This is a genomic window from Streptomyces sp. NPDC053665 (assembly GCF_055585285.1).
The window spans coordinates 152,843-179,719 of sequence record NZ_JBVJKK010000004.1 but is presented as its reverse complement, the minus strand read 5'-3'; the positions used below and the strand labels follow the sequence as shown (position 1 = coordinate 179,719).

At 72.6% G+C, this 26,877-nt stretch carries 24 protein-coding genes; 14 read left to right on the top strand and 10 right to left on the bottom strand.

Annotation, left to right across the window (positions count from 1 at the left end; all coding sequences use genetic code 11):
- Nucleotides 1–40: 40 nt before the first annotated feature.
- The 9 genes from ACZ6ZN_RS18000 to ACZ6ZN_RS17960 all read left to right on the top strand — a co-directional run bounded on the left by ACZ6ZN_RS18000 (nucleotide 41) and on the right by ACZ6ZN_RS17960 (nucleotide 10,453).
- Nucleotides 41–553 (top strand): COG1361 family protein, encoded by a 513-nt coding sequence (locus tag ACZ6ZN_RS18000; protein ID WP_451879939.1) that lies wholly within the window; start codon nucleotides 41–43, stop codon nucleotides 551–553.
- Nucleotides 554–948: 395 nt separating this feature from the next.
- Entirely contained in the window at nucleotides 949–3,108 is a 2,160-nt protein-coding gene (locus ACZ6ZN_RS17995; RefSeq protein WP_469647266.1) for a hypothetical protein, read from the top strand.
- 103 nt (nucleotides 3,109–3,211) lie between these two features.
- Complete coding sequence (pelF, locus tag ACZ6ZN_RS17990) at nucleotides 3,212–4,732, top strand: GT4 family glycosyltransferase PelF (protein WP_469647263.1); 1,521 nt, start codon at nucleotides 3,212–3,214, stop codon at nucleotides 4,730–4,732.
- Nucleotides 4,729–6,147 carry a hypothetical protein gene (locus ACZ6ZN_RS17985; RefSeq protein WP_469647260.1) on the top strand — a complete coding sequence of 473 codons (1,419 nt, stop codon included), beginning with the start codon at nucleotides 4,729–4,731 and terminating at the stop codon, nucleotides 6,145–6,147. Before pelF ends, ACZ6ZN_RS17985 begins: the two co-directional genes overlap by 4 nt.
- Nucleotides 6,148–6,196: 49 nt before the next feature.
- Entirely contained in the window at nucleotides 6,197–7,198 is a 1,002-nt protein-coding gene (locus ACZ6ZN_RS17980; RefSeq protein WP_451879935.1) for a GDP-mannose 4,6-dehydratase, read from the top strand.
- Between the two features lie 136 nt (nucleotides 7,199–7,334).
- Nucleotides 7,335–8,048 (top strand): nucleotidyltransferase family protein, encoded by a 714-nt coding sequence (locus tag ACZ6ZN_RS17975; RefSeq protein WP_398108070.1) that lies wholly within the window; start codon nucleotides 7,335–7,337, stop codon nucleotides 8,046–8,048.
- Nucleotides 8,049–8,055: 7 nt separating this feature from the next.
- Entirely contained in the window at nucleotides 8,056–8,958 is a 903-nt protein-coding gene (locus ACZ6ZN_RS17970; protein WP_469647256.1) for an NAD-dependent epimerase/dehydratase family protein, read from the top strand.
- Entirely contained in the window at nucleotides 8,955–9,617 is a 663-nt protein-coding gene (locus ACZ6ZN_RS17965; protein ID WP_469647253.1) for a spherulation-specific family 4 protein, read from the top strand. Before ACZ6ZN_RS17970 ends, ACZ6ZN_RS17965 begins: the two co-directional genes overlap by 4 nt.
- The gene (locus ACZ6ZN_RS17960) at nucleotides 9,614–10,453 is read left to right on the top strand and encodes an endo alpha-1,4 polygalactosaminidase (RefSeq protein ID WP_469647251.1); all 840 of its coding nucleotides are present in this window, start codon (nucleotides 9,614–9,616) and stop codon (nucleotides 10,451–10,453) included. Before ACZ6ZN_RS17965 ends, ACZ6ZN_RS17960 begins: the two co-directional genes overlap by 4 nt.
- A gap of 9 nt (nucleotides 10,454–10,462) precedes the next feature.
- Here the strand turns inward: ACZ6ZN_RS17960 and ACZ6ZN_RS17955 are convergent, their stop codons facing one another.
- Both ACZ6ZN_RS17955 and ACZ6ZN_RS17950 read right to left on the bottom strand, forming a co-directional pair.
- Entirely contained in the window at nucleotides 10,463–10,774 is a 312-nt protein-coding gene (locus ACZ6ZN_RS17955) for an alpha-amylase (RefSeq protein ID WP_451880327.1), read from the bottom strand.
- 444 nt (nucleotides 10,775–11,218) lie between these two features.
- Nucleotides 11,219–11,587, bottom strand: a complete 369-nt coding sequence (locus tag ACZ6ZN_RS17950; RefSeq protein ID WP_451880328.1) for a hypothetical protein — start codon at nucleotides 11,585–11,587, stop codon at nucleotides 11,219–11,221.
- A gap of 314 nt (nucleotides 11,588–11,901) precedes the next feature.
- Here ACZ6ZN_RS17950 and ACZ6ZN_RS17945 point away from each other — a divergent pair, with 314 nt between their 5' ends.
- Nucleotides 11,902–12,090, top strand: a complete 189-nt coding sequence (locus tag ACZ6ZN_RS17945) for a hypothetical protein (protein WP_398108076.1) — start codon at nucleotides 11,902–11,904, stop codon at nucleotides 12,088–12,090.
- Between the two features lie 51 nt (nucleotides 12,091–12,141).
- On the opposite strand, the gene ACZ6ZN_RS17940 is transcribed toward ACZ6ZN_RS17945, so the two are convergent.
- From ACZ6ZN_RS17940 to ACZ6ZN_RS17905, 8 genes are all read right to left on the bottom strand, one after another.
- Complete coding sequence (locus tag ACZ6ZN_RS17940) at nucleotides 12,142–12,690, bottom strand: hypothetical protein (protein ID WP_469647247.1); 549 nt, start codon at nucleotides 12,688–12,690, stop codon at nucleotides 12,142–12,144.
- 293 nt (nucleotides 12,691–12,983) lie between these two features.
- The gene (locus ACZ6ZN_RS17935; RefSeq protein ID WP_398108078.1) at nucleotides 12,984–13,262 is read right to left on the bottom strand and encodes a GlsB/YeaQ/YmgE family stress response membrane protein; all 279 of its coding nucleotides are present in this window, start codon (nucleotides 13,260–13,262) and stop codon (nucleotides 12,984–12,986) included.
- A gap of 139 nt (nucleotides 13,263–13,401) precedes the next feature.
- On the bottom strand, nucleotides 13,402–14,655 hold the full coding sequence (locus ACZ6ZN_RS17930; RefSeq protein WP_469647244.1) for an MFS transporter: 1,254 nt from the start codon (nucleotides 14,653–14,655) through the stop codon (nucleotides 13,402–13,404).
- A gap of 383 nt (nucleotides 14,656–15,038) precedes the next feature.
- Nucleotides 15,039–17,648, bottom strand: coding sequence for a rifamycin-inactivating phosphotransferase (gene rph / locus ACZ6ZN_RS17925; protein WP_469647242.1), 2,610 nt, complete (start codon nucleotides 17,646–17,648; stop codon nucleotides 15,039–15,041).
- 196 nt (nucleotides 17,649–17,844) lie between these two features.
- Nucleotides 17,845–18,261, bottom strand: coding sequence for an ATP-binding protein (locus tag ACZ6ZN_RS17920; protein WP_451880010.1), 417 nt, complete (start codon nucleotides 18,259–18,261; stop codon nucleotides 17,845–17,847).
- A 127-nt stretch (nucleotides 18,262–18,388) separates the two neighbouring features.
- Nucleotides 18,389–19,234 carry an RNA polymerase sigma factor SigF gene (locus tag ACZ6ZN_RS17915; RefSeq protein WP_333930574.1) on the bottom strand — a complete coding sequence of 282 codons (846 nt, stop codon included), beginning with the start codon at nucleotides 19,232–19,234 and terminating at the stop codon, nucleotides 18,389–18,391.
- 207 nt (nucleotides 19,235–19,441) lie between these two features.
- A complete protein-coding gene (locus ACZ6ZN_RS17910) occupies nucleotides 19,442–19,738 on the bottom strand; it encodes a hypothetical protein (protein WP_469647239.1) in 297 nt (98 codons plus the stop codon).
- Nucleotides 19,739–19,821: 83 nt separating this feature from the next.
- Complete coding sequence (locus ACZ6ZN_RS17905) at nucleotides 19,822–20,082, bottom strand: hypothetical protein (RefSeq protein WP_469647237.1); 261 nt, start codon at nucleotides 20,080–20,082, stop codon at nucleotides 19,822–19,824.
- 439 nt (nucleotides 20,083–20,521) lie between these two features.
- On the opposite strand from ACZ6ZN_RS17905, the gene ACZ6ZN_RS17900 reads away from it, so the two are divergent.
- From ACZ6ZN_RS17900 to ACZ6ZN_RS17885, 4 genes are all read left to right on the top strand, one after another.
- Nucleotides 20,522–21,907 carry a ricin-type beta-trefoil lectin domain protein gene (locus tag ACZ6ZN_RS17900; RefSeq protein ID WP_469647235.1) on the top strand — a complete coding sequence of 462 codons (1,386 nt, stop codon included), beginning with the start codon at nucleotides 20,522–20,524 and terminating at the stop codon, nucleotides 21,905–21,907.
- Between the two features lie 63 nt (nucleotides 21,908–21,970).
- Nucleotides 21,971–24,220 (top strand): RICIN domain-containing protein, encoded by a 2,250-nt coding sequence (locus ACZ6ZN_RS17895; RefSeq protein ID WP_469647232.1) that lies wholly within the window; start codon nucleotides 21,971–21,973, stop codon nucleotides 24,218–24,220.
- Nucleotides 24,217–25,500 carry a ThuA domain-containing protein gene (locus ACZ6ZN_RS17890; RefSeq protein WP_469647230.1) on the top strand — a complete coding sequence of 428 codons (1,284 nt, stop codon included), beginning with the start codon at nucleotides 24,217–24,219 and terminating at the stop codon, nucleotides 25,498–25,500. The genes ACZ6ZN_RS17895 and ACZ6ZN_RS17890 overlap by 4 nt, the downstream gene beginning before the upstream one ends.
- A gap of 194 nt (nucleotides 25,501–25,694) precedes the next feature.
- Complete coding sequence (locus ACZ6ZN_RS17885) at nucleotides 25,695–26,807, top strand: PP2C family protein-serine/threonine phosphatase (protein WP_451880012.1); 1,113 nt, start codon at nucleotides 25,695–25,697, stop codon at nucleotides 26,805–26,807.
- The last annotated feature ends 70 nt before the right edge of the window (nucleotides 26,808–26,877 follow it).

Genomic DNA, 26,877 nt, shown 5'->3' with positions numbered 1-26,877 from the left:
CGGGCCCTGCCTAGCCTCCCTGGCCATGCGATCACCCCTGATGAGACGTTTCGGGCTCGGCGCCGTCCTCGCCGCCGTGCTGGCCGTGTTCGGCCTGGCCCCCTCCGCGACCGCGGTCGATCCGGCCGCGGCCGAGCTGACCTTCGCCACCGACAGCGCCACCGCCACCCCGGGCGGCACGGTCAACCTGTCGATGACACTCACCAACCACCACACCTACGACGTCTGGTTCGTGTACCAGACGATCGAGCCGACCTGGCTGACCACGCAGCGGCCCGACCTGAAGTTCAGCTTCTCCGGCTGCACCCTGGCCACCGCGAACGGCGCCACGCCCTGTGCGGGGACCGGCCCGGCCAACCTCGGCGGCAACTACGGCACCACCATCCCGCCCGGCCAGAGCCGCACGGTCACCCTGAAGCTGGACATCGCCGCCGACTCCGGCTGCAACGGCAACATCGGCTTCTACTCCTACTTCTACGCCGAGTTCAGCGACTCCACGAACGTCAGCGGCGGTCCGGTGTACAGCCCCGTGACCCGCGTGCTCTGCGCCTGACCTCCCCGGGGAGCCCGGCACGCGTGACCTGAAAGTCGCCCTGCCCGGCTCCGGGCACCGGTCTGGACCACTGGCACGACGACCGGTGGGCCCCCGCGGCCCGCCGGTGCGCCGCACACGGCCCGGACCAGCGGCGACGCCCTCACCACCGCCCGCTCCGGGCTCCCCCGGCGATCCGGGGCGCTCCCCCTCCCTTCCGGAACGCCCCCGTTCGACACCTGCGCTTTTTCGTCATGTTGTGCAACAGGACCTCGAAATCTCCACACAGACCTCACTATGTGACGCGACGGATGCGTGACGAACCGGCTTCTGAGGGGGACGCCGGCGGCGCGCAAGGGGGTGCGTCCGCTCCACGGGAGCCGTGCCCACCCCTGCCCGGGAGGGGACATCACCGCATGAAGCGGACCATACGCACCACCGCGGTCACGGTGGGCGCGCTCATCGCCGCACTGGGCCTGCCGGCCGGCGCGGCGCACGCCGATCCCACGCCCCGCATCGATCTGCGGGTGCTGGTGGTGAGCGACGGCGGACCGTCCACCGACGCCATCGCCGCCGAACTGGCCGCGGCGGGCACGCCGTACACCACGATCGACCTGACGCAGTCCGGCCGGACCGTGATCGACGCCGGTTTCCTCGCGGACACCGTCGACGGCCGGCCGCGCGCCAGGTTCCAGGCCGTGGTGCTCCCCAACGACAATCCGTTCCCGGCCGGTTCCGCCGAGATGGCCGCCCTCGCGGCCTACGAGCGGACGTACGACATCCCGCAGGTGGACGCCTACACCTACGCACGTCCCGAGGCCGGCCTCCAGTACCCGGTGAACGGCGGCTACGCCGGCAGTCTCGACGGCGAGCAGGCCCAGGTGACCGCCGCGGGCCGGTCCGGCCCCTTCGGCTACCTCGACGGTGCGGTGCCCTTCGAGGACAACGACCCTGCCGTGGGCGAGAGTTACGCCTATCTGTCGAAGCCCGTGGCGGGGGCCGACTTCACGCCGTACGTGGAGGCCGCGATCCCGGGCCAGACGGCCAAGGGCACGCTGGTCGGCGAGTACCGGCACGACGGGAGACGGGAACTGGTCGTCACCTTCGTCTACAACCGGTACCAGCAGCAGTTCCGGCTCCTGGCCCGGGGCATCGTGGAATGGATGACCGGCGGGGTGCATCTGGGCGCCGCACGGAACTACTTCTCGGTGCACGTGGACGACGTCTTCGCCGCCGACGACCGGTGGAACAGCGCCCTCAACTGCACACCGGGCGACGTCGACTGCACGGACCCGGGCGCGACGCCCGACCCCATCCGGATGACGGCCGCCGACGTGGACCACGCCGTCACGTGGCAGGACAGCAAGGGCTTCACCCTCGACTTCGCCTACAACGGCGCCGGCAGCGTCGACCACCGCGAGGACAACAACGGCCGGGATCCGCTCGCCGACCGGCTGATCGCGCGGCGGGGCGAGTTCCGCTGGATCAACCACACCTACTCGCACCCCTTCCTCGGCTGTGTGCAGGACACCTCCGTGGTGCCGTGGAAGTGCGCCACCAACCCCGACGGCAGCACCCGCTGGACCAGCCGCTACGACATCTCCGACGAGATCGCCGTCAACCGGGTCTGGGGCCAGCTCGCCCTGCTGCCGCTGGTGAACGACGAGTTGGTCACCGGTGAGCACTCGGGCATGAAGGTCCTCCCGCAGCAGCCCCAGGACAACCCCAACCTGGCCCCCGCCCTGGGCGACAACGGCATCGCCTGGCTCGGCTCGGACAACTCCCGCGAGCCGGACCAGCGCCGGGTCGGCCCGGCCACGACCGTGCCGCGCTACCCGATGAACATCTTCTACAACGCCGGCCGGGCGGCCGAGCAGGTCGACGAGTACAACTGGATCTACACCAGCCGCGCCCAGGGCGGCAGCGGCATCTGCGAGGACAACCCGGGCACCACCACCTGCCTGCCGGCGCCCCTGGACACCGCCACCGGCTACGCCGGCCACATCGTGCCGCTGGAGACCCGGATCGCCCTCGGCCACGTGCTGTCCAACGATCCCAAGCCGCACTTCATCCACCAGTCCAACCTCGCCGAGGACCGCATCGCCTACCCCGTCCTCGACGGCGTCCTGGACGGCTACAAGGCCCTGTTCGCCGACAACACGCCGCTGCTGAACCCGCGGATGCGCGACATCGGCGTCGAGCTGAAGCGCCGCGCCGACTGGCGGGCCGCGCTCCGCGCCGGGAACGTCACGGCGTACCGCATCGGCACCACGGTGAGCGTCGACGCCCCGGCCGGCCTGGCGGTCACCGCGACCCTCCCGGCCGGCAGCACCCTGCGCGGCACGGCGTTCGGCCAGGCGTACGCGGGTGCCGTGTCCGGCTGGACCTCCTCGACGGGCACGCCTCTCGTCTTCACCCTGCCGGCGTCCGCCGCCCGGGCGGTCGACGACACCACCGGACCGGCCCGGGTGACCCGCCCCGCGCCGCGCACCCGGGTCCCGGCGGGCGTGACCGAGGCGCCGGCGCGTGTCACGCCGGGCATCACCGGCCCGGTCGGCCACACCGCAGACGGCTGAGCGGCGCACCCGCGCCCCGCACCGACCGAAGGTCCCGGCCGTCCCCTGGGCGGCGGCCGGGTCCGGCCCGAACCACCCCACACCTCAGCCGTGGAGCACATCGATGCCCTTTCCCCAGGGCGCGCGACCCACCCGAGCGACGCGCGTCACCCTGCTCACCGAAGGCACCTACCCGCACAGCCACGGCGGTGTCAGCGTCTGGTGCGACCAGCTCGTCCAGGGCATGCCCGACCTCGACTTCGACGTCATCGCCGTCACCGGCACCGGACGGGAGCCGGTCGTGTGGGACCTGCCCGCGCACGTGTCGGGCGTGCTGTCCGTCCCCATGTGGGGCGCCCCGCCCGAAGGACGGCCGCCCCGGGGCCGGGCGCGCGGCCGACTCGCCGCCGCCTACGAGCAGTTCGTGACCGCGCTGCTGGACCCGGGCGCCGAGGACGGGTTCGCACCCGCCCTGTACGCGCTGGCGCGGACCGCGTCGGACGGCACGCTGAGCGCCTTCCTGCGCGGTGACCGGGCCGTCACGATCCTCACCGCCCTGTGGAACCGCCCCGGCCTCGCCGTCCGCGAGGCCCGGCCGACCCTGCACGACGCGCTCACCGCGACCGCGCTGCTGGAGCACGCCCTGCGCCCGCTGGCCGCCCCGGCACCCGAGAGCGGGGTGGCGCACGCGGTCAGCGGCGGGGTCGCCGTGCTGCCCGGACTGGCCGCCCTGGCGGACCACGGTGTGCCCCTGCTCCTGACCGAGCACGGCGTCTATCTGCGCGAGCGCTACCTCGGCTACCGCACCGCGCCCTACCGGTGGCCGGTGAAGGCCGTGATCCTGGGGTTCTTCCGGCTGCTGGCGCGGGAGAGCTATCTGCGGGCCGCCCTGATCACCCCGGGCAACCGCTACAACCGGCTGTGGGAGGAGGAGGGCGGCGCCGACCCGGGGTCGATCCGCACCGTCTACAACGGCGTCGACCCGGCGGCCTTCCCGGCGGCCGGCCCGGAGCCCGAGGTCCCCACGCTCAGCTGGGCGGGCCGCGTCGACCCCATCAAGGACCTGGAGACCCTGATCCGCGCCTTCGCCCTCGTCCGGGCGCGCCTTCCCCAGGCGCGGCTGCGCCTGTTCGGCGGAACCCCGCGCGGTGGGGAGGCCTACCGGGAACGCTGCGAGGCGCTGGCCGCCGAACTCGGGCACGCGGACGCCGTCACCTTCGAGGGGCGCGTCGAGGACATCAAGGACGCCTACGCGGCGGGGAACGTGGTCATGCTCTCCAGCATCAGCGAGGGCTTCCCGTTCACGCTGATCGAAGCCATGTCCTGCGGCCGGGCGACCGTATCGACCGATGTGGGCGGCGTGCGCGAGGCCGTCGGGGAGACCGGGCTCGTCGTCCCCCCGCGCGATCCGCAGGCGATGGCCGCGGCCGCGCTGGAACTGCTCGGCGACGCCGGCCGGCGCCGGGCCATGGGCGAGGCGGCCCGGCTGCGGGTCATCGAACAGTTCACCCTCCGCCAGACCATTGACACGTTTCGCTCCGTGTACCTGGAACTCGCCCACCCCGAACAGGAGTCGACGGCCATGCCCACCGCCGTCAGGATCCCCGCACCGGCCGTCCACGGCACCGGAAGTCTCGCCCTGTGAGCGGGCCGATATCCCTGGAACCCGGGGGCTCCGAGCAGGACACCCTGGCCATCCGGCTGGCCGGCCCCCGCCCGCCGCGCCGCCGCCCGCGCTGGGCCCTCGACGACGCCACACTCGCCATCCGGCTCCCGCGCAGCGGCCCCGACGAGCGGGCGGTCAGTGAACTGGCCGCCGAACTCGCGGACCGCATAGGGCCTGCCGTGCACCCTTACGAGGTGGCCGCGCTCCTGGAGGCGGAGGGGCTGTCCGCCTCCGTGATCAACGAGCGCTACGGTCACGCGAACCTGTTCTCCCTGGCCTCCGCGCTGTACGAACGGGTGCCGCGCACCTTCCCCGAGCCCGCTGCCGCGGCCGACCCGTGGCGCCCCGACACCGTGCGCTGCCTGCTGCGCGGTGTGCTGTTCGCCCTGCCGGGGCTCGCCTACCTGCTGACCGCTCCGCTGTGGGACGCCGGCGGAAACGTTCCCCCACTCGTCGTCGCCGGGCTGGTGTCCTGGGCGGGGGGGCAGGCCCTCGGTCACCGCGCGCACCTGCGGTTGGCGACCGGGCGCCGGGAGGCGGGTCGTACTCTCCTGGCCGGCGCCCCGGCCGGCGCGGTCGTGGCCACGGCGGTCGCCGCGCTGCTCGCCGAGGGCGGGTGGGTGACGCTGGTGGCCGCCGCGCAGTCCGCCTATCTGGCCGCCGCCGGTGTGCTTCTCGTGCTCGGCAGGGAACGGCTGCTGCTGGCCGCGCTCGGCCCGCTGCCCGCGGGTGCCGCCGTGCTGCCCTGGTGGGATCCCGGCCCCGTGGTCCGCACCGGCCTGCCGGCGCTGGCGCTGCTCGCCACGCTCGCCGTCACCGCACGGGTCCTGCACGGCGTCCTCGCCGTCCCGGCCGTCGCCGGGGCGGGCAGCCCACGCCTGCGGTGGTCGCTGCCGTACGGCCTGTTCGGACTGGCCGCCGGGGTGCTGGTGCTGCTGGAGGGGCGGGAGGAGCCGTACGCGGTGATCGTCCTGACGCTGAGCATGGGGCCCGCGGAATGGCTGCTGTACCGCTACCGCGGGCTGTCGGTCGCCGCGCTGCGCGCCACCGCCACACCCGCCGGCTTCCTGCTGCGCTCGGCCGGCGTCCTCGGCCTCTGCCTGCTCGTGTACCTCGCCCCGCTGCTGCCCGCGGCCCTGCTCACGGGCGCCGATCCGGTCACCCTGCTGCTCCTGGCGGCCGTGCTGTGGACCGCACTGCTGCTGCAGGCCTTCGGGGCGGCCTGGCCGTCGGCCGCGATCTGTCTCGCGGCGGCCGCAGGGCCGGCGGCCGTGGTGCTCCTGCGTCTGCCACCGGGCATCGGCCCGGCGCTTCCGCTCGCGTGCGGGGCCGCCGCCGTGTGCCTGACAGCGTGCGCGCTGCGGCTGCTCGGCCGGCCCTCCCCGCACATCTGATCCGGCTCCTCCTCCGCTCACCTCCCGACCGATCGAAGGGACCATCCAGTTGACCTCCGCACCGCTCGCCGCCGTCACCGGAGCCGAGGGCTTCATCGGCTCGCACCTCACCGAGGCCCTGGTCGCCTCCGGCCACCGCGTGAGGGCCATGGCCCAGTACAACTCCTTCTCCTCCTACGGCTGGCTGGAGACCCTGCACCCGGACGTCCTGGACCACGTGGAGATCGTCCTCGGCGACGTACGGGACCCCGGGTCCGTCCGCGGCCTCCTCGAAGGCGCCGACACCGCCTACCATCTGGCCGCCCTCATCGCGATCCCCTACTCGTACCAGGCGCCGCACAGCTACGTGGACACCAACGTCACCGGCACCCTCAACGTGCTGGAGGCCGTGCGCGCCCTGGGCACGCCCCGGCTGGTGCACACCTCCACCAGCGAGACGTACGGCACCGCGCAGACCGTGCCGATCACCGAGGACCACCCCATCAACACCCAGTCTCCGTACGCCGCTTCGAAGGCGGGCGGGGACCGGCTCGCCGACAGCTACCACGCCAGCTTCGACACCCCCGTCGTCACACTGCGGCCCTTCAACACCTTCGGGCCGCGCCAGTCGATGCGGGCGGTCATCCCCACCGTCATCGGCCAGGTCGCCGCCGGCGAGCGCACCATCACCCTCGGGGACCTGCGCCCCACCCGGGACTTCACCTTCGTCGAGGACACCGCCCAGGCGTTCCTCGCCGTCGGCACCGCACCGGCCGGGAAGGTCGTGGGGCGCACCTTCAACGCCGGTACGGGCGGCGAGATCTCGGTCGGCGACCTCGTCGCCCTGATCGGCAAGGTGATGGACACCCCGCTCGACGTGCGCGAGGACGAGAGCCGCATCCGCCCGGCCAACTCGGAGGTGATGCGCCTGGTCGCCGACGCGAGCCGGCTCGCCGCCGCGACCGGCTGGCAGCCGGCCCACACCCTGGAGGAGGGCCTGGACCGCACGGTGGCGTTCTTCCGCGACCCCGCCAACCTCGCCCGCTACAAGACCGGCATCTACAACATCTGACCCCCGAGGACCTCGTCCGTCCCGTCCTCGCATCTCCTGCATCGCATGCGGGTCATGCGCGTCATGCAGGTCATGCAGGTCACGTACGTCATGCGTCACCCACGTCCCCGAAGCGTTCACGAAGGAGGAGCCCACGATGCACGCAGTGATCCTGGCGGGAGGCAAGGGCGTCCGGCTGCGGCCCTACACCACGGCGCTGCCCAAGCCGCTCGTCCCCATCGGCGACCAGCACGCCATCCTGGAGATCGTGCTGCGCCAGCTCTCCGCCGCCGGCTTCACCAGCTGCACCATCGCGATCGGCCACCTCGGCGAGATCATCCGCGCCTACGTGGGCGACGGTTCGCAGTGGGGCCTGGCCGTCGACTACGCCACCGAGGAGAGCCCGCTGGGCACCATGGGCCCGCTGCTCACCCTGCGCGACCGGCTGCCCGAGACGTTCCTGGTGATGAACGGCGACGTCCTGACCGACCTCGACTACGCCGACGTCCTGCACCGGCACCGCGGCTCCGGCGCGCCGCTGACCATCGCCACCTACGCCCGCAAGGTGCACATCGACTTCGGGGTGCTCACCACCGACGCCAGCAGGGTCGTGGCGTTCACCGAGAAGCCGAGCATGGACTACCGCGTCTCCATGGGCGTCTACGGCCTCTCCCGCGCCACGCTGGACGGTTACACGCCCGGACTGCCCCTCGGATTCGACGAGTTGGTCCTCGACCTGCTGAAGTCGGACAACCAGCCGCACGCCTACGAGTTCGACGGCTACTGGCTGGACATCGGCCGCCCGGACGACTACGACCAGGCCAACGCCGAGTTCACCACCCGCAAGTCCCTTCTGCTCAAGGGAGCCTGAGCACCTTATGCGCATCCTCGTCCTGGGTTCCACCGGCTACCTGGGCGCCCACGTCGCCGAGCGGCTGCGCGCGCTGCCGGGCGCGCTGGTCCTCGGCGGCGGCCGGTCGCCGGCCGCCGACGTCGACGTGGACCTGGCCCGCGTCGGCCCGGAGCAGCTGGCGAAGACCCTCGCCCGGGCCGCGCCCGACGCCGTGGTCAACTGCGCGGGCGCGACCGGCGGCGACGCCGTCACCCTGGCCGAGGTCAACGCCCGCGGCCCCGCGGTGCTGTGCGCCGCCCTGCGCGAGGCGGCCCCCGCGGCCCGTCTGGTGCACCTGGGCTCGGCTGCCGAGTACGGCCCGGGAGCGCCCGGCGGCAGGGACACGGAGTCGGCGGCCACCCGTCCCGTCGGCTCCTACGGCGCGACCAAGCTCGCGGGCACCTTCGCCGTGACCGGATCCGGCCTGGACGCGGTGGTGCTGCGCGTGGGCAACCCGGTGGGTCCGGGAGCGCCGCCCACCGGCCTGCCCGGCCGGATCGCCGCTCTGCTGCGCGAGGCCGGCGACGACCCGGAGGCGGTGCTGCGGCTGGGCGACCTGTCCGCCCACCGGGACTTCGTCGACGTGCGCGACGTGGCCCGGGCCGCGGTCCTCGCGGCCACGGCCCCGGCCCCCCTGCCGCCGGTCCTGAACGTCGGCGGGGGCCGGGCCGTCCCCGTCCGCGACCTGGTACGGGACCTGGCCGCCCTGGCCGGGTTCCGCGGCCGGATCGAGGAGACGACCGCGAGCACCGCGGGCTCGGCCCGCTCCGCCCGGGTGTCGTGGCAGTGCTCCGACATCGCCGCCGCCGAGGAGGCCCTGGGCTGGCGCCCGGCCCACACCCTCGGCGAGGCCCTGACCGCGCTGTGGGAAGGGGGCCGCACACCGTGAGCCTGCTGATCCCCCTGTACGTCCACCCGGCCGAGGACCCGGGCGCGTGGCACCGGCTGATCAGTGCCGCGCCCCGCACCTACGGGGTCGTCCTGAACCCGGCCAGCGGCCCGGGCGAGGCCCCCGACCCGGCCTTCACCGCGGCCGCCGCCGCCCTGCGGGACGCGGGGGCGCGGCTGCTGGGCTACGTCGACACCGACTACGGTGTGCGCGATCCCGGGGACGTGGTCGAGGACGTGCGCCGCCACCAGGAGTGGTACGCGACGGACGGCTGCTTCCTCGACCGTGTCACCGCGACGGCCGACGGGCTCGCGGCCTGCCGCCGGCTCGTGCGGACCCTGCGCAGGGCGGGTTCGGCGACGGTGGTCCTCAACCCCGGCGTCCACCCGGAGCCGGGCTACACCCGCCTCGCCGACCTGACGGTCACCTTCGAGGGCCACTGGTCGACGTACGTCTCCGCGTTCAGCCGCCCGGCCTGGGCCGCACGCCGGCCACCCGAGCGGCTGTGCCACCTCGTCTACGGGGTGCCCGACGCGCTGGTCCCGCTCGCCGTGCGCACCGCGCACGAGCGCGGAGCGGCGGTGTGCGGCCCGGTGACGGGTGAACCACCCAATCCTTGGGCCCGGTTGACACCGGCTCTCCGTGGGGCGGAACAGTGACGGGCGCCCGGTCCCGTGCCGCCCTGCTGGCCGTGCTGGCGGCGGCCGCCGCGCTGACGGGATGCTCCGGCGGCGAGGGACGGACCCCCGACGCGCACGGCACGGCGACGACCGCGCCGCAGACGGCGCCGGCCGGGCCCCGCTGGAAGCCGCGCCCGGGCCTGGCCTGGCAGTGGCAACTCGACGGCCGGGCGGACCCGTCGGCCGACGTGCCCGTGTACGACATCGACGGCTTCGAGAACTCCGCCGCGGACGTGGCCCGGCTGCATCGCGCGGGCCGGAAGGTCATCTGCTACGTCAACGTCGGCGCGTGGGAGGACTTCCGGCCGGACCACACGGCGTTCCCGCGTTCCGTGCTCGGCCGGCCCAACGGCTGGAAGGGCGAACGGTGGCTGGACATCCGGCAGGTGGACGTACTGCGGCCGATCATGGAGCGCCGTTTCGACATGTGCCGCGACAAGGGCTTCGACGCGGTGGAGCCCGACCTGGTCGAGGGCTACGGCAACGACACCGGCTTCCCGCTCACCGCCCGCGATCAGCTGACGTACAACCGCATGATCGCGGCCGTCGCCCACGAGCGGGGGCTGTCGGTGGGGCTGAAGAACGACCTGCCCCAGATCCCCCAGCTCGTGGACCACTTCGACTTCGCCGTCAACGAGGAGTGCGCCCAGTACGAGGAGTGCTCCGCGCTCTCCCCGTTCGTCGAGGCGGGCAAGGCGGTGTTCCACGTGGAGTACACCGAGCCGCGGAGAAAGTTCTGCGCCGAGTCCCGCAGGCTGGGGCTGTCGTCCATGGTGAAGAAGCCGGAACTCGGAGTGTGGCGCAGCCCATGCTGAGCCGGCACCTCAGACGTCCTCGCAGAGGGCGAGGTGATCGACGTGGCCGTGCTGACCCAGATAGCCCTCACCGACCGTGCTCACGGCTCCCGGGGCGAGCGTGTGGCACGGGCCCGTGGCGCCGTCCTGGTAGACGGCTTTCACACGCACGGTGTCACCGCAGTTGTTGGAGGCGCTGAGATACCGCCAGCTCTCGTACACGGCGACACACGCCGGGGCGGGGGTGAGTGAGGTTGCCTGGGCGGCCGGGGCCGAGAGGACGGAGCTCGACAAGGTGACGGCGAAGAGAGCGACGCCGGCCCGTATGACCCGCTTGATCATGGATCATCCTCACGTTCGTAGGGAGGTCGGTTCGAGGAGTGTCGACAACCACCGCGGTTCCGCTGACGGTGTGTTCGAGAACTGAACTTGTCCTGCCTCGGCCCCGTACGCAAAAGCGGGCGTCCGTTTCGGACAGGCGGCGTCTTGCAGGGGTGCGGGGAGATGCCCCGCGTGGGGGCGCAGTTCACGCGGCGCACCGCTGGGCGGAGGCTTCAACCATTGCGGCCCTTCGCCGGCAGGCCGCCGCCGTCTTCCCACACGAACACCCGCGTCGTACCGGCCGGACCCCGGCGCCGTTGCAACGCGTCGGGACGTCACTTTGTCGGGAAGCAGGCGGCGCCACACGCCACGTGCCGGGTGACCACCGCGCGGACGGGAACGGCCCGGCCGGATGGAGCCGGCCGGGCCGCGAGGGGCGCCGGGGGTTCTTCGGACGAGGGCGGATCAGCGCGTCGTCTGGTCCGAGTAGCTGAAGTCACCCACCGTCCAGGCGCTGACGTCCTCGATGGCCACCCGGTACATCCCGCCCGTCTCGGGGATGCCCACGGTCCCCTGGAGGATCCGGGCGACGTGGAAGTGCAGATGGGTCGGCGGCCCGTCCTTCTTGTCGGGGGCCTCGAAGACGGCGGAGAACTCGCCGAGGTGGGCGGAGTCGGTCAGCACCTCGGACACCCGCTGGCGCCACACGGCTTCGGGTGCCAGGCGACCGGTGATGACGGCACCACCGGTGACCACGGTCAGGGACATCCGAGTGCTCTGCCCGGACTCCACACGGGCGGCGATGTCAACGATCAGCTCGTCAGGCTTCGGCATGCGACCGGATTGTATTGCGTCGGCCGGTGACCGTGGTCCGCGAGGGTCCACCAGCACGCACAGCGGCGGACCGAGCCACCCTGGATGCGGCCCGGGGGGGGGCGGCTCACCCGTGCGCCGGTGCCGCGGCAGGAGGAGGAGGAGGCGGCGTCGACCGTGTCGTGGATTGCCTGGACCTGGTCGACCACCGATCCACTCGACCCTTGACGCCCCGGACTTCCGGAGCGCCTCACCCGAACGGCCGCCCTCACACGGCGCGGAACCCCCCGGTGCGGTCAGCTGGACGGAACGAATGCCTGTCCTATGGGGGAAGCATGTACGAGATGTGCCCCGGCCCCGACGAGCCCGGCACGGCCATGGTGTGGCACGTGAAAGCCAAGCAGGGCACGGTGACCCTGTGCGGACGGCCGCTGGAGCCGGCCCGACCCGATCAGATCGACGCCGACCGGCACTGCACGCCGTGCATGTCCTCCTTCAGCCGGCTGGTCGAGCAGAACGGCTGACGCCCCACGGCGGCGCCCACCCCTGGGATCCCCCTGCGGGAAGCAGCCCCGTCAATGCCCGGCCGCCGCTTTCACCAGGGCGACGGCCACGCCGATCGCCGCGTCCACGACGCCGGCCAGGATCGCGGTCGGCACACCGCCTCCCATACGCAGCCCGCCCAGGCAGCCCCAGAGGAACAGCGACACGACGGCGACGCCCGCCGCGGCCGACAGCGCGGTGTCCAGAGGCAGGACCTCCAGGGCCGCGAGTCCGATCAGCAGCGCCGGGCCGACGGCGCAGGACAGCAACGGACTGCTGACGTACAGCATGCGCCGCAGCTCGCGACCGGTCGCGAAGCGGCGGTGGACCGTACGGTGCGCCTGCTGGTCGGCGACGAACGCCGCCAGCCACAGGCCCAGGGCCGTCGTCAGGACCGTGGCGAGAGCACCGAGGGACTCCACGTCGCCGAGCGACAGACCGACCACCACGGCGATCATCGTGATCGTCGCGTAGATGCGCTCCTTCAGGCGGTCCGCCAGGACGCCCGCATCCGCGTTGTCCGCCTCCACCTCACCCGCGTCCGCCGCGGGCGGGCCGTCGGCCTGCCGGTCGTCCGTCACCCGTGCCCCTCGCCTGTCGTGCCCCATGCAGCCCGCCGGTCGCCGCGGCGTCCGCGACGAGCGTCCTCGGCGACGGCTCCCAGCATGCCCCCGACCCCTCGTCGGGATCCGGGAACCGGGGCCGTCACCCGGCACCGTGTCACACGGTCGACCCGGGCTCGGTGGGCTCGGCAGGACCGGGTGGGCGACGCCGTCCACGACCCCGGACGCACCGACGGCTCCCGTCCCGCGAGGGGAGGGGAGCCGTTCGGAGTGGGGGCAGAGCCCAGGGGGCGTATGCCGGGCGAAGCGGGTTACGCGTGACGGTGCGAGTGACGGTTGCCGGTGATCACGCGGTAGAGGGCCAGCAGGATGAGCGAGCCCACGATCGCGGCGATCCAGGTGGAGAGGTTGAAGAATCCGTCGATGGAGTCGACACCGAAGATGACCTTGCCGAGCCAGCCGCCGAGCAGCCCGCCGGCGATGCCGATGAGCATGGTGATGATGATGCCGCCCGGGTCCTTGCCCGGCATCAGGGCCTTGGCGATGGCGCCGGCGAGAAGCCCGATGAAGATCCAAGCAATGATGCCCATGGTCCGTCTCCACTTCGTCGTATAAAGAACTTGTTAACTCAACGGGTGCGCCGAATCCGGCCGCACAAACGTCACTGACTCGAATTCGTCTGCGGACTCCGTCTCGCCGGGCCAAGGCTCCGGGAAGACCGCCGGCGTCTCACGACCGCCGAGCCGACCCCGACTCCCGGTGGAGGGACGGCAGTTCCCGGCCCAGGCGGGCCAGGGGCGACAGCGCCATGATCGCGGGGGACAGCATCATGCCCGCGGCCGTCGTAGCCAGACTGGTGCGCAGCCCCCACTCCCCCGCGAGCAGCCCGCCGATCAGGGAGCCGAGCGGTGTCAGTCCCATCCCGACGAAGGTGATCGTCGCGGCGACCCGCCCCTGCATCCGGTCGGGGGTCGCGGTCTGACGGACCGCCATGAGGGCGACGTTGACCAACTGGCCCGCGCACCCGAAGACGAGGCCCACCACGAGGAGCACGGCCACGGTCCGCGCGGAGGAGCCGTGCAGCGCGGGCACGCAGAGGAAGGCGGCGTCGCCGACTGCCGCCGCGCCCACGAGCATCGGGCCGTACCCGAAGCGGAAGGGCAGCCGAGCCGCCAGCACCGAGCCCAGCAGCGCGCCGGGCCCCGCCACCGCGAGCGTCAGGCCCACCACCGTGCCCGACAAGTGCAGTTCGCGCGGCAGAAAGAGCAGGTAGACCGTCATCAGGGCCGCGAAGGACAGCTGGAAGGCCGCCGAGGCCAGGCACACCGCGCGCAGCAGCCCGTCCCGGGCGACGAAGCGAAGCCCCTCGACGACGCCCTGCCGGACCCGGGGCGGTCGCGCAGGACCCTCCGGCAGCGCTTCGGTGCCTCGGATCCGCCGGATCGCCAGGAACGACAGCGCGAAGAGCACCGCGCCGGAGGCCGTGGCGGCCGGGGCCGGCAGCAGGGACACCAGCGCCCCGCCGAGGGCGGGTCCACCGATCTGGGCCGCCGAACGACTGCCCTCCAGCGCGCTGTTGGCGCTCAGCAGCCGGTCCCGTCGTACCAGGCGGACGAGGGACGCCTGGTACGCCACGTCGAAGAACACGGACAGGGCGCCGACGGTGAAGGCGAGGACGAACAGCCCGGGCAGCCCGAACCGGCCGCACAGGCAGGCCACGGCCGCCACGGCCAGGGCGAGGGCCCGGCCGGCGTCGGCGAGCGTCATCGTCGTGCGGGTCCGCCATCGGTCCACCCAGACCCCGGCGAGGAGCGCGAGCAGCAGGATCGGCGCCTGCCCCACCGCGCGCAGCGCGCCCAGCCGGCCGGCGTCGGCCTGGAGCGTCAGGACGGCCAGGAGCGGCAGGACCACCGAGGTGGCGTGCTCGCCGAGTTGGGAGGCGGTCTGCCCCAGCCAGAGCCCGCGGAAGTCGGCGTCACGCACCAGGCGGAGGGAAGGGGTACGGCGGAGGTCGTTCCCACGGGAGGAGTCGGACGGCACGGGAGTCCCTTGTGTGCTCGGCAACGGCGCCCGCCGCCGGACCCGTTGACGGGTCCCGGCGGTTCGGGCAGGAGACAGCTCGCTGCGCCGCGGCATCAAGGGCGGCACACGATGACGGGCCGGTGACGGCCACGGCGTCAACGCGTGCTCGGGCGACCGACCATGTCGACTCCTCACGGGGATCCGGTGCTGCTCAACGTAGCCGCCGGGGGACGGCACGGGAAACGCTTTCCGGGACTCCTGACGGTCGCCCCCGGGGGATCCCGGAGCGCCGGGACGCCGGGGCGCCGGAGGGCGGTGCACGGCCTCCGGCGCGCCCCGGCCGGTCAGGGGAGGATCTCGACGTATCCGTCGCTGCCGTGCACCCGGACGCGCTGCCCGTCGCGGATCAGCCGGGTGGCCCGGTCCACCCCCACGACGGCCGGCAGCCCGTACTCACGGGCGATCACCGCGCCGTGCGTCATCAGTCCGCCGACCTCCGTCACCAGACCCGCGATGCCGACGAACAGGGGCGACCAACTGGGGTCCGTGTAGGGCGTGATCAGGATGTCGCCCGCCTCCAGGTCGGCCTGCGCCATGTCGAGGACGACGCGTGCCCTGCCCTCGACGGTCCCGGCGGAGACGGCCAGGCCGATCAGGGCACCGGAGGGGACGTCGTCGCGCCGGTACGCCCCGTTGACCATCTCACCGTCCGAGGTGAGGACCCGGGGCGGTGTGAGCGCGTGGTACGAGCGGAACGCGTCCTTGCGCTGCCGGACGAGCTCGTGGTCCACCCGGTGCGTGCGCACGGCCTCGCCGAACTCGTCGAAGGTCAGGTGGAAGACGTCCTCCGGGTCGGGGAGCACTCCCGCCCGCACGAGACGCCCGGCCTCGGCCAGCAGGGCCTGCTTGTAGACGAAGTAGCGGCGGATGATGCCGTACTTCGGGTACTCCCGGTAGCCGATGAAGGTGCGGACCCGGTCGATCATCCGCTTGGTCTCGTCGGCCTTGCGGTCCCCGTCGGGCAGCTCCCGCAAGCGGGCCAGGACCTCCTGCTCCTTCTGCCGCGCCTCGTGCAGCCCCTGCTCGAACCGCCTCTTGGCGGCACCCGGTGCGAAGTTGCGGACGTTGTCGAGGATGGCCGGGACCAGGGTGCCGGGGCGCTCGCGCCAGCGGGGCCGGGTGATGTCGATCTCGCCGGCGCAGCGCACGCCGTACCGGTCCAGGTAGGCCTCGATGGCGTCGCGTGCCTCGGCTCCGCCCGGCAGTTTCGGCAGGTCGTCGAGGAAGTCGTCGCCCTGGACGGCGCGCAGGTGTGCCACCACCTCCGGGTGCGGCCGGACGGCGTCCGCCACGTCCAGGAGGTCCAGGCCCATCTCGGAGGTGATGTTGCCCGGGGCTGACAGGGTGAGGGAGTCGGCGGCGTTCTTCTCGCCGAGCCACTCCCCCAGCTTGTCGTTGAGCCACCACGTGGACTCCATCCCCGCCATGATCGCCTGCATGCTCAGCGGGTCACGGAGGATGCGCTTGTGCTCCTCGAACGCCTCCCGGAGGAAGTCGAACAGGGCCGGTCCGGTCTTGTCCCGAATACCGCGTTCGAGGTCGGCGAGGGACGCCTCGTTGCGTGCGATCAGCTCCGTGACGAGCGCCGGGTCGGTCGGGATGGGGGCCGGGGCCGGGTCGGCCGGCTGCCCCGCGGGCCGGCCGGCGGGCTGGGGGTCCGGGAGCGACGGGACGAAGTCGCCCCGGTCGAGGACGGTCTCCAGGGCGTCCCGCACGAGTGGGTCGGAGCGGCCGGCGACGTCGAGGAGACCGGCGCGGCCGGTGGGCGTGGCGAGGGCCTTGGTGGCGTCGACGAACAGCCGGCCGCCCGCCTCGTGCATGGGCGCCATGGCCGTCAGCTGCCACAGGGAGATGCCCAGCGGCTTCATGGGGTCGGTCATCATCTGCTGGTGACCGACGGAGACGTAGACGTGGTTGTCCTGGTCGGCGGCCCGCGGGACGGGGTAGAGCGTGGTGATCGGCCGGCTCTGCACGATCCGGAAGCCGTCGTCGCACAGGCACCACTCGATGTCCTGGGGGCGGCCGAAGTGTGCTTCGATGCGGCGTCCGGTCCGGACGAGTTCCAGGACCTGCGCGTCGGTCAGGGCCGGCTGCTTCTGCTCGCGCGGGTCGACGGCCTCCTGCCGTGTCCCGCCGGCCGGCAGGGCCCGTACGGCGCGTTCCTTGGCGGCGATCGTCCTGGCGACGATCCCGCCGTCCCGCACCTGGTAGACGTCCGGGTTCACCAGGCCGGAGACCAGGGCCTCGCCGAGGCCGAGGCCGGCGTCCACGGTGGCGACCTTCCGGTTGCCCGTGACGGGGTCGGCCGTGAACAGGATCCCGGAGGCGTGCGGGACGACCATCCGTTGCACGACGACGGCCATGAGGACCGTTCGGTGGTCGATGCCGTTGCGCTGACGGTAGGTCACGGCCCGCTCGGTGAACAGCGAGGCCCAGCACCGGCTGATGTGCCGCAGGATGGCCTCGGGGCCCACGACGTTGAGGTAGGTGTCCTGCTGGCCCGCGAAGGACGCGGTCGGCAGGTCCTCCGCGGTCGCGCTGGAGCGCACGGCGTAGGCGTCCTGTTCCCCGTGCCGGGCGAGAGCGCGGGTGATCGCGGCCGCGAGGTCGTCGGGGACGGCGATCGCTTCGACGGTCCGGCGGATCCGTGCGCTGAGCGTGCGGACGGCCTCCGGGTCGTCCGCGTCCGTGCGCGCGAGGCGTTCCAGGTCCTCGTCGAGGGAGGGCGCTCCCGCCACGATGCCTCGGTAGGCGCCCGTGGTGACGCAGAAACCACCCGGCACGCCGATGCCCTCGATGCGCGAGAGCTCCCCCAGGTGTGCGGCCTTGCCTCCGACGTCCGCGGCCCGCGTCGCGTCGATCTCGTGCAGGTCCAGCAGGTACTGCTCGGTCATCTCCCGTTGCCTTCCGTCAGCGGCACACGGACCTCTTGCGCCGTTTACGCAGGTCGCGGCCTCGGTCGACGATTGTGCGGGGTGACGGGGGCCTTGCCGCAAGCCCCCCTGTGCGCTATACGTTGAGAAGGGCAGGGAGATGTATCCCTGCCCTTCGTCGTGTCCGGCGCGTGTCCGGCGCGTGCCTGCCGGTGCCCTATGGCCTGAGGTCGTCGGGCCCGTCCAGTAGGGCGACGCGTGCGGTGATGCTCTTGCCGACGGGCTCCCGGCGCGCCTCGAAGTCCTGGGCGACGGCCTTCACGATCTCCAGGCCGTGCTGGCCCACCCGTCCGGCGTCGGCGGCTCTGGCCACCGGCAGCACCGGATCCGAGTCCCACACGGTCACCTCGACCGCGTCGTCGTCGATCCGCAGGTCCATGCGGGCCCGGCCGGGCGCGTACTTGCGGACGTTGGTGACCAGCTCGCTGACCACCAGCTGCGTCAGGTCCACGCTCCGCTGGGAGATGTTCAGCCCCTGTTCCGCCTGGTGCCGGGCCAGGAATTCGGCTGCCAAGTGGCGGGCCTTGGCTATGTCTCCGTCCAGGGCCACCGTGAGATCTCGCTCCCCGTTCACACGTCCCGCGTACCCGGGGGAACACGTTTGACGCCCCTGTGCACCAGGTGTGCACAAAGCCGCCAGGCCGGCCGGAGCGGGTCCGGCCGGCCTGGCGGCTTGGAGAATCCGAGGTGGACGGGCTGGGTCAGCCGGTGGCGAGCATGCCCTCACGCAGCCGGGCCAGGCAGCGGGACAGCAGCCGGGAGACGTGCATCTGGGAGACGCCGAGACGCTCGCCGATCTGCGCCTGGGTCAGCTCGTCCACGAACCGCATGTGGATGATCTGCCGGTCCCGCTCGTCCAGCGCGGCGACCATGGGAGCCAGGGCGTGGAAGTCCTCCACGAGCTCCAGGGCGCGGTCGTCGGCGCCGATGAAGTCGGCCAGGACCGCCTCGCCGTCGTCGCTGGTGCTCAGGGCGGCGTCGAGGGAGGAGGAGTTGTAGCCGTTGGAGGCGATCTGCGCCTCCCGGACGTCCTCCTCGGACAGGCTCATGAGCTCGGCGAGCTCCTTCACCGTGGGGGTGCGGCCGAGCCGGCTGCGCAGTTCCTCGGTGGCGCGGGCGAGCTGGACGCGGGCTTCCTGAAGACGGCGGGGCACGTGCACGGCCCAGGTGGTGTCACGGAAGAACCGCTTCATCTCGCCGACGATGTAGGGGATCGCGAAGGAGGTGAACTCGACCTCGCGCGTCAGCTCGAACCGGTCGATCGCCTTGATCAGGCCGATCATGCCGACCTGGACGATGTCCTCCATCTCCTCCGCGCCGCGGCTGCGGAACCGGCCGGCGGCGAAGCGGACCATGGACATGTTCATCTCGATCAGCGTGTTGCGCGCGTACTGGTATTCGGGCGTGCCCTCCTCCAGTACGGCCAGCTGGTCGAAGAACATCCGGGACAGCTCACGGGCGTCCTTGGGCGCGACCTTCGACGGATCGGCGACCTCCGGCAGACGCACCTTGTCCGTGTCCGTTTCTGCAGCTATGGCTGTCGCCATCATGCTTCCCTCCCCATCCGTCCAGCTCGGCGCCGACCCGTCTCGGGTCGGCGCAAGGCCGTCTACCCCGACTTCACGCATACATGCGCACCCAATTCTGCCTCGTCCGCCGACCGGACCGTAAGGGGCCCGTCGGCCGGACGCCCCGGCTGCGCCTCCACGGCCCCGGAAGACCGGCCGGGCCCTGTCACCGCAGGTCCGCGAGGGTCAGGGCGTGTCCCCGGAGTAGTAGAAGCGGCAGCTCACTCCGGGGCCGCTGCCGCGGGGTTCACCGGGGCGCGGGTCGTACAGGGAGCGGCCGCCGGGGAACTGTCCCAGCTCGGTGGGCAGGGCGGCGCCGTCGTCGACCTCCTCCAGGCGCCATCCGGTGATGTCCAGCAGCAGCCCGTCCAGCGGCCCGCCCGTCAGCGCGGCGTACGTCTGGTGCGGCAGGGGTCCCGGGTCGGGGTCGTCGTGGTCATGGCCGTACACCCGGCCCCGCAGCAGCTGCTCGTCTCCGTTCATGCCGTCCAGCCTCGCAGCCACCACTGACAACGGCGGCTGCCCGGCGGAACCGCGGTGCTCGCTCGCCGGGGCGGGCTCCCCGCTCACACCCCGGCCCGGCGGCGGACGGCGAGGACGCGCATCGTCAGGGCGACGGCCAGCAACACCCAGGCGGCCGCGCAGTAGCCCCACGCGGTCGTCCCCCGTACCGCCCCGAAGGAGGCCCAGACTGCCCACAGCGCGACCAGCACCGCCAGCGCGCTCCAGGCGATGTCGGCAATGCGGGTCGGCAGTTGGGCGCGCTGCCTGGTGCCGGGTTCGAGTGTGCCGAGTCCGTGCTGCTCCGACGCGTCCTGATGCGACATGGACGGTTCCTCCCGTGTGCTGAGGGTGTGTGCTCCCGCAGGCGTTCCGGATACCCGGCGGGCGCTACGGCACACCGCCAACTCCCTTCACTGATACGGAAGATGGGCCTCCGCTGCGGCGCCGCCGGGGTGGCCACCCGGTGATCGGCGACTGGCTCGACCGCTGGCCGGCGTCGCTCAACACGGCGCGAGGAAGCGGGGATTGGCCTGTACCAAAGCCTTGACACGCGCTTGCATCACTTCTTAAATCATGAACTGAAATAAGACTCGGGATTCCCCAAGCGCCCCCTCCCCCCGACCCTCCGCTTCCCGAGCCTCACCCCCACACCCCCCACCCCCGCCCCGGCGGCCGGCCCGCGGCGAGTGCGCGCGACCTGCGGCGTGTCATGCCCATGACCTGCCCGAGTCCGCGCTCGTCGCCAGAAACGGACGTGACCCCATGATCAGACACCTCGCGGCCGGCTCCACCGGACGCCACCTGCTCGGCATCACCGCGGCGGCGTCACTCCTCGTGGGCCTCGGCGGCACCCCCGCGAGCGGCGCGGCCGCAGCCACGGGCCGGATCACCGGACTCGGCGGGAAGTGCGTGGACGTGGCCGGCGCCGCCACGGCCAACGGCACGCCCGTGCAGCTCTACGACTGCAACGGCAGCGCCGCCCAGCAGTGGGACGTGGCCGCCGACGGCACCGTCCGGGCCCTCGGCAAGTGTCTCGACGTCGCCTCCGGCGCCACTGCCGACGGAACCAGGGTGCAGCTCTGGGACTGCAACGGCAGCGCCGCCCAGCAGTGGACCGTCACCTCCGCCCGGGACATCGTCAACCCGCAGGCCGACAAGTGCCTGGACGCCACCGGCAACAGCTCCGCCAACGGCACGAGGCTGCAGATCTGGACCTGCACCGGCGCGGCCAACCAGAAGTGGACCGCCCCCACCTCCGGCGGCCCGGCCCCCTCCCCCGGCGCGATGGCGGTGGCGCCCTACCTCTACAACGGCTGGGGCAGCCCGCCCGACCCGACCACCGTGATGAACGCGACCGGCGTCAAGTGGTTCACGCTCGCCTTCGTCCTCAGCAACGGCTACTGCAACCCGCAGTGGGACGGCAGCCGGCCCCTGACCGGGGGCGTGGACCAGCGGACCGTCACCACCGTCCGGGCGGCCGGCGGCGACGTCATCCCGTCCTTCGGCGGTTGGAGCGGCAACAAGCTGGAGAGCTCCTGCGGCAGCGCGGGCGAACTGGCCGCCGCCTACCAGAAGGTCGTCGACGCCTACGGGCTCAAGGCCATCGACATCGACATCGAGGCGGCCGCCTACGACAGCCCGACCGTCCAGCAGCGGACCGTGGACGCGCTGAAGACCGTCAAGGCGAACAACCCGGGCCTCAAGGTGTACGTCACCTTCGGCACCGGCCAGAACGGACCGGACACCGGCCTGATCGACAGGGCCGCGGCCTCCGGGCTCACCGTCGACAGCTGGACGATCATGCCGTTCAACTTCGGCGGCGCCGGGCAGGACATGGGCCGGCTGAGCGTCCGTGCCGCCGAGGGCCTCAAGACCGCCGTGAAGAACGCCTACGGATACAGCGACGACCAGGCCTACCGGCACACCGGCATCTCCTCGATGAACGGCATCACCGACAACGGCGAGACCGTGACGGTCGCCGACTTCCGCACGATCCTCGCCTACGCCCAGCAGCGTCACCTGGCGCGGCTGACCTTCTGGTCGGTCAACCGCGACCGGCCCTGCACGGGCGGCGGGGCCGACACCTGCTCGGGCGTCTCCCAGCAGCCGTGGGACTTCACCCGGGTCCTCGCCCAGTACAACGGCTGACCGCCCCCTCCCCCACGTCCCTCACGTCCCCCACCCCGCCGTACCCCCGGCACAGGAGAAGCCATGCTTCCTGCCCTCCGACCAGCCCCCGGCGGCCGCCCGCGGTCCGCCCGCACCGCCACCCGCACCCACGTGGTCGCCGCCCTGGCGGCCGCCGCCACCGTCTTCTCCCTGCTCGGGGCCGCTCCCCCGGCGCAGGCGGCCCCCTCCGCTCCCGCGGCGGCGGCGGCGCTGCCCGACGGCTGGTCCACCGTGGTGAACAGCGGCAGCGGCAAGTGCCTGGACGCCCGCGCGGCGGCCACCGTCAACGGCACCGCCGTGCAGCAGTACACCTGCAACAGCAGCACCGCCCAGCAGTGGAGCTTCACCCCGACCAGCGACGGCTACGTGCGGATCGACAACCGCAACGACGCCCAGCAGGTCGTGGACGTCAGCGACGTCTCCACCGCCGACAACGCGGCCGTGCACCTGTGGACGTACGGTGGGGGCGGCAACCAGCAGTGGCGGGCCGTCGACGAGGGCGGTGGCGCCTACCACTTCGTCAACCGGCACAGCGGCAAGTGCCTGGACGTTCCCGCGGCCTCCACCGCCGACAGCGTCCAGCTGGTGCAGTACACCTGCAACGGCACGGCGGCGCAGCGCTTCCAGGTGTCCCCGGTGAACACCGCTCCCGGAGACGCCGACCTCGGCCCCAACGTGGTCGTCTTCGACCCGAGCATGCCCTCCTCGACGATCCAGAGCCGGCTGGACTCCATCTTCCGGCAGCAGGAGACCAACCAGTTCGGGTCCCAGCGGTACGCGGTGATGTTCAAGCCGGGCACGTACAGCAACGACGTCAACGTCGGCTTCTACACGCAGGTGCTGGGCCTCGGCCAGTCGCCCGACTCCGTGACCATCAACGGGGCGGTGCACGTGGAGGCGGACTGGTTCCCGCCGCAGAACGCCACCCAGAACTTCTGGCGCGGCGCCGAGAACCTGTCGGTGAACCCCACCGGCGGCACCGACCGCTGGGCCGTCTCCCAGGCGTCCGGCTACCGGCGCATGCACGTCCGCGGCAACCTCGAACTCAGCGACGGCGGCTGGTCCAGCGGCGGCTTCATGGCCGACAGCAAGATCGACGGCCAGGTGCGCTCGGGCAGCCAGCAGCAGTGGCTCACCCGCAACTCCCAGCTCGGCAGCTGGACCGGCTCCAACTGGAACATGGTCTTCGTCGGCAGCCAGGGCGTGCCGGGCAACACCTTCCCCAACCCGCCCTACACGACGGTGAACCAGACCCCCACCGTCCGGGAGAAGCCCTTCCTGTACGTGGACGGCGCCGGCGCCTACAAGGTGTTCGTCCCGGCGCTGCGGGCCGACTCCTCGGCCACCACCTGGGCCGGGGGGAACGCCGCCGGCACCTCGCTCGGCATCGACCAGTTCTTCGTCGTCAAGCCGGGCGCGACCGCGGCGCAGATCAACGCGGCCCTCGCCGAGGGCAAGAACCTGCTGGTCACTCCGGGCGTGTACCACCTGGACCAGACGCTGCGCGTGACCCGCGCGAACACCGTGGTCCTCGGCCTGGGGCTCGCGACGTTCATCCCGGACAACGGCGTCACGGCCATGACCGTCGCCGACGTCGACGGCGTGAAGATCGCCGGGGTCCTCTTCGACGCGGGCACCACCAACTCCCGCTCGCTGGTGGAGATCGGGCCGTCCGGGGCGTCCGCCGACCACGGGGCGAACCCGACCTCGCTGCACGACGTGTACTTCCGCGTGGGCGGCGCGGCCGTCGGCAAGGCCACCACGAGCCTCGTCGTCCACAGCGACGACGTCATCGGCGACCACATGTGGATCTGGCGCGGCGACCACGGCTCGGGCATCGGCTGGAACACCAACACCGCCGACACCGGACTCGTCGTGAACGGCGACGACGTGACCATGTACGGCCTGTTCGTCGAGCACTACCAGAAGCACCAGACCATCTGGAACGGCAACGGCGGCCGGACGTACTTCTACCAGAACGAGATGCCCTACGACCCGCCCAACCAGGCCGCCTGGATGAACGGTTCGACGCAGGGCTACGCCGCCTACAAGGTCGCCGACTCGGTCACCAGCCACCAGGCGTACGGACTGGGCAGCTACTGCTACTTCAACGTCAACCCCGCCGTCACCGCGGAGCACGCCTTCGAGGTGCCGAACCGACCCGACGTGCGCTTCCGGAACATGGTGACCGTCTCGCTGGGCGGCACCGGCACCATCCGGCACGTCATCAACGACCGGGGCGGGCTGTCGAACTCCTCGACCAACGTGGCGAACCTGGTGAGCTACCCGTGAGGCGGCTCGCGGCACGGCTGCTGCTCCTGCCGGCGCTGGTGCTGGGGCTGATCGCCCCGGCCCTCGCCGGGCCCCCCGCATCCGCCGCCGTACGGGCCCCCGCGTTCAAGGTCATCGCCTTCTACAACGGGACCTGGGACGCCGCGCACATCGACTTCGTCAAGGAAGCCAACGCGTGGTTCCCGCGGGCCGCGGCGGAGAACGGCTTCGCCTACACGGCGACGACCGACTGGAACCTGCTGGCCGACGGCGGCGTGGACGACTACCAGGTCGTCCTCTTCCTGGACGACGCGCCGCAGACGGCGGCCCAGCGCGCCGGCTTCGAGCGGTACGTCAGGGCCGGGGGCGGCTGGCTGGGCTTCCACGTCTCGGCGTTCACCACCCAGGCCGGCTCCTGGCCCTGGTTCTACAACTCCTTCCTCGGCAGCGGCGCCTTCCGGTCCAACACCTGGGGACCGACCACGGCGGTGCTGCGCACCGAGGACCGGACCCATCCGGCCACCGCCGCCCTGCCCGCGACGTTCACCTCGTCGGTCAGCGAGTGGTACAGCTGGTCCAACGACCTGCGGGCTAATCCGGACATCAAGGTCCTGGCGTCGGTGGACCCGTCGAGCTTCCCCCTCGGCACCGACCCGAACCAGTCGTGGTACAGCGGCTACTACCCGATCCTGTGGACCAACACCCAGTACCGGATGCTGTACGCGAACTTCGGCCACAACGCCATGAACTACGACACCAACACGCGACTGTCGTCCACGTTCGCCAGCGCCACCCAGAACCGCTTCCTCATCGACGGCCTCAAGTGGCTCGGCGGGGCGGGGAACGGGCCCGCCCCCGACGACCCGATCTCGGGGACGGCCTGGTACTCCCTGGCCGACGGCGCCCACGGCACCTGCGTCGACGCACGGGCGGCGGCCACGGCCGACGGAACGGCCGTGCAGCAGTACACCTGCAACGGCACCGCCGCCCAGCAGTGGCAGTTCCGGCCCACCGACGGCGGCTACAGCCGGATCGCCGCCCGCGGCAACCCGCAGCAGTCCGTCGACGTCACCGGCGTCTCCACCGCCGACGGCGCACCCCTGCAACTGTGGTCCTACGGCGGTGGCGGGAACCAGCAGTGGCGCCCGGTGCGGGAACCGGACGGCGGGTACCGCTTCGTCGCCCGGCACAGCGGCAAGTGCCTGAGCACCACCGGCACGGCGACCGCCGGCACGCAGCTGGTGCAGCGCCCCTGCGACGGCTCGGCCGGGCAGAGGTTCCGGCTCACCGCCGTGTCCTGAGCCGCGACCGGGTCCCGACGGCGCACCGCCGCCGGGACCCGGTCGGCGGCGGCGTGCGGAGACGGCGGAAGCCGGACCCCAGGTGTGCCCTCCTCGAAGCGGGATAAAAGAGGTGGCGACCGGAAAGGGGGGTCGCCGTGGCCGTCGAATTCGATCTGGGCGAGGTGCTGGCGGCAGCCGAGGACGCAGCGCCGATGGAGTCCGTCGACGTGGTGGCCGGCTATCTGCAGAAGCGCTTCGGTGCGGTGTCGACCTCCTTCCTGTTCCTCGACTTCGTCGGCCAGGAGCTGGTGCGCCTGAAGGCGGCGGACGCCGGCGCCGAGGAGGCGGACGCCGAGCGCACCCCCCTTCGGGGCAGCCCCTACGACCGGGTACTGCGCACGCAGCGGCTGCACCAGGAGACGGACGCGGAGGGCAGAGCGCGCGTCATCGCCCCGGTCACCAACCGCGGCGACTGCGTCGGCGTGCTGGAGATGACGCTCCCCCACGCCGACGAGACCGTACTGCGGCACGTCACCGAGGCGGCGCACGCACTGGCGTACATCATCGTCACCGACCGCCGCTTCACCGACCTCTACCAGTGGGGGCAGCGCACCACTCCGCTGACCCTCGCCGCGGAGATCCAGCACCAGCTGCTGCCCTCGGCGTCCTCCTGCGAAGCACCGCAGTTCACCGTCGCCTGCGCCCTCGTCCCCGCGGACGACATCGGCGGCGACACCTACGACTACTGCCTCGACCGCGACACCCTGCACCTGTCGCTGACCGACGCCATGGGGCACGACGTCGACTCCGCCCTCCTGGCGACCCTGCTGCTCGGTGCCCTGCGCGGCGCCCGCCGGGCCGGGTGCAACGTGCTGGAGCAGGCCCGTCATGCGCACCGGGCGATGCGGGCCCACGGCCGCGGCGCCATGGCCACCGGGCAGCTGCTGTGCATCGAGTTCCAGGAGGAACGCGTCGAGCTGATCAACGCGGGCCACCCCTGGCCGCTGCGGCTGCGCGACGGCACCGTGGAGGAGATCCGCCTGTCGGTGAACCTGCCGTTCGGCGTGCCCTCACCAGTGCCCTACCGGATCCAGGAGATCGACCTGCGCCCCGGGGACCGGCTGCTGCTGATCACCGACGGCATGCAGGACCGCAAGGCGGCCGCCGTCGACCTGCGCGGCCTGCTGCGCGACACCCGTGACCTGCACCCCCGGCAGGCCGTGCAGGTCCTCACCAACGCCGTGAAGGACGCCTGCGACGGCCACCCCCAGGACGACGCCACGGTGATGTGCCTCGACTGGCACGGCCGCGGCGACACGGCCTGACCGGCGTACCGGACCGGGACCGGCCCGCCGGACCCGCTCGCCGGACCGGCGGCGCCGCCGTAACGCCCGG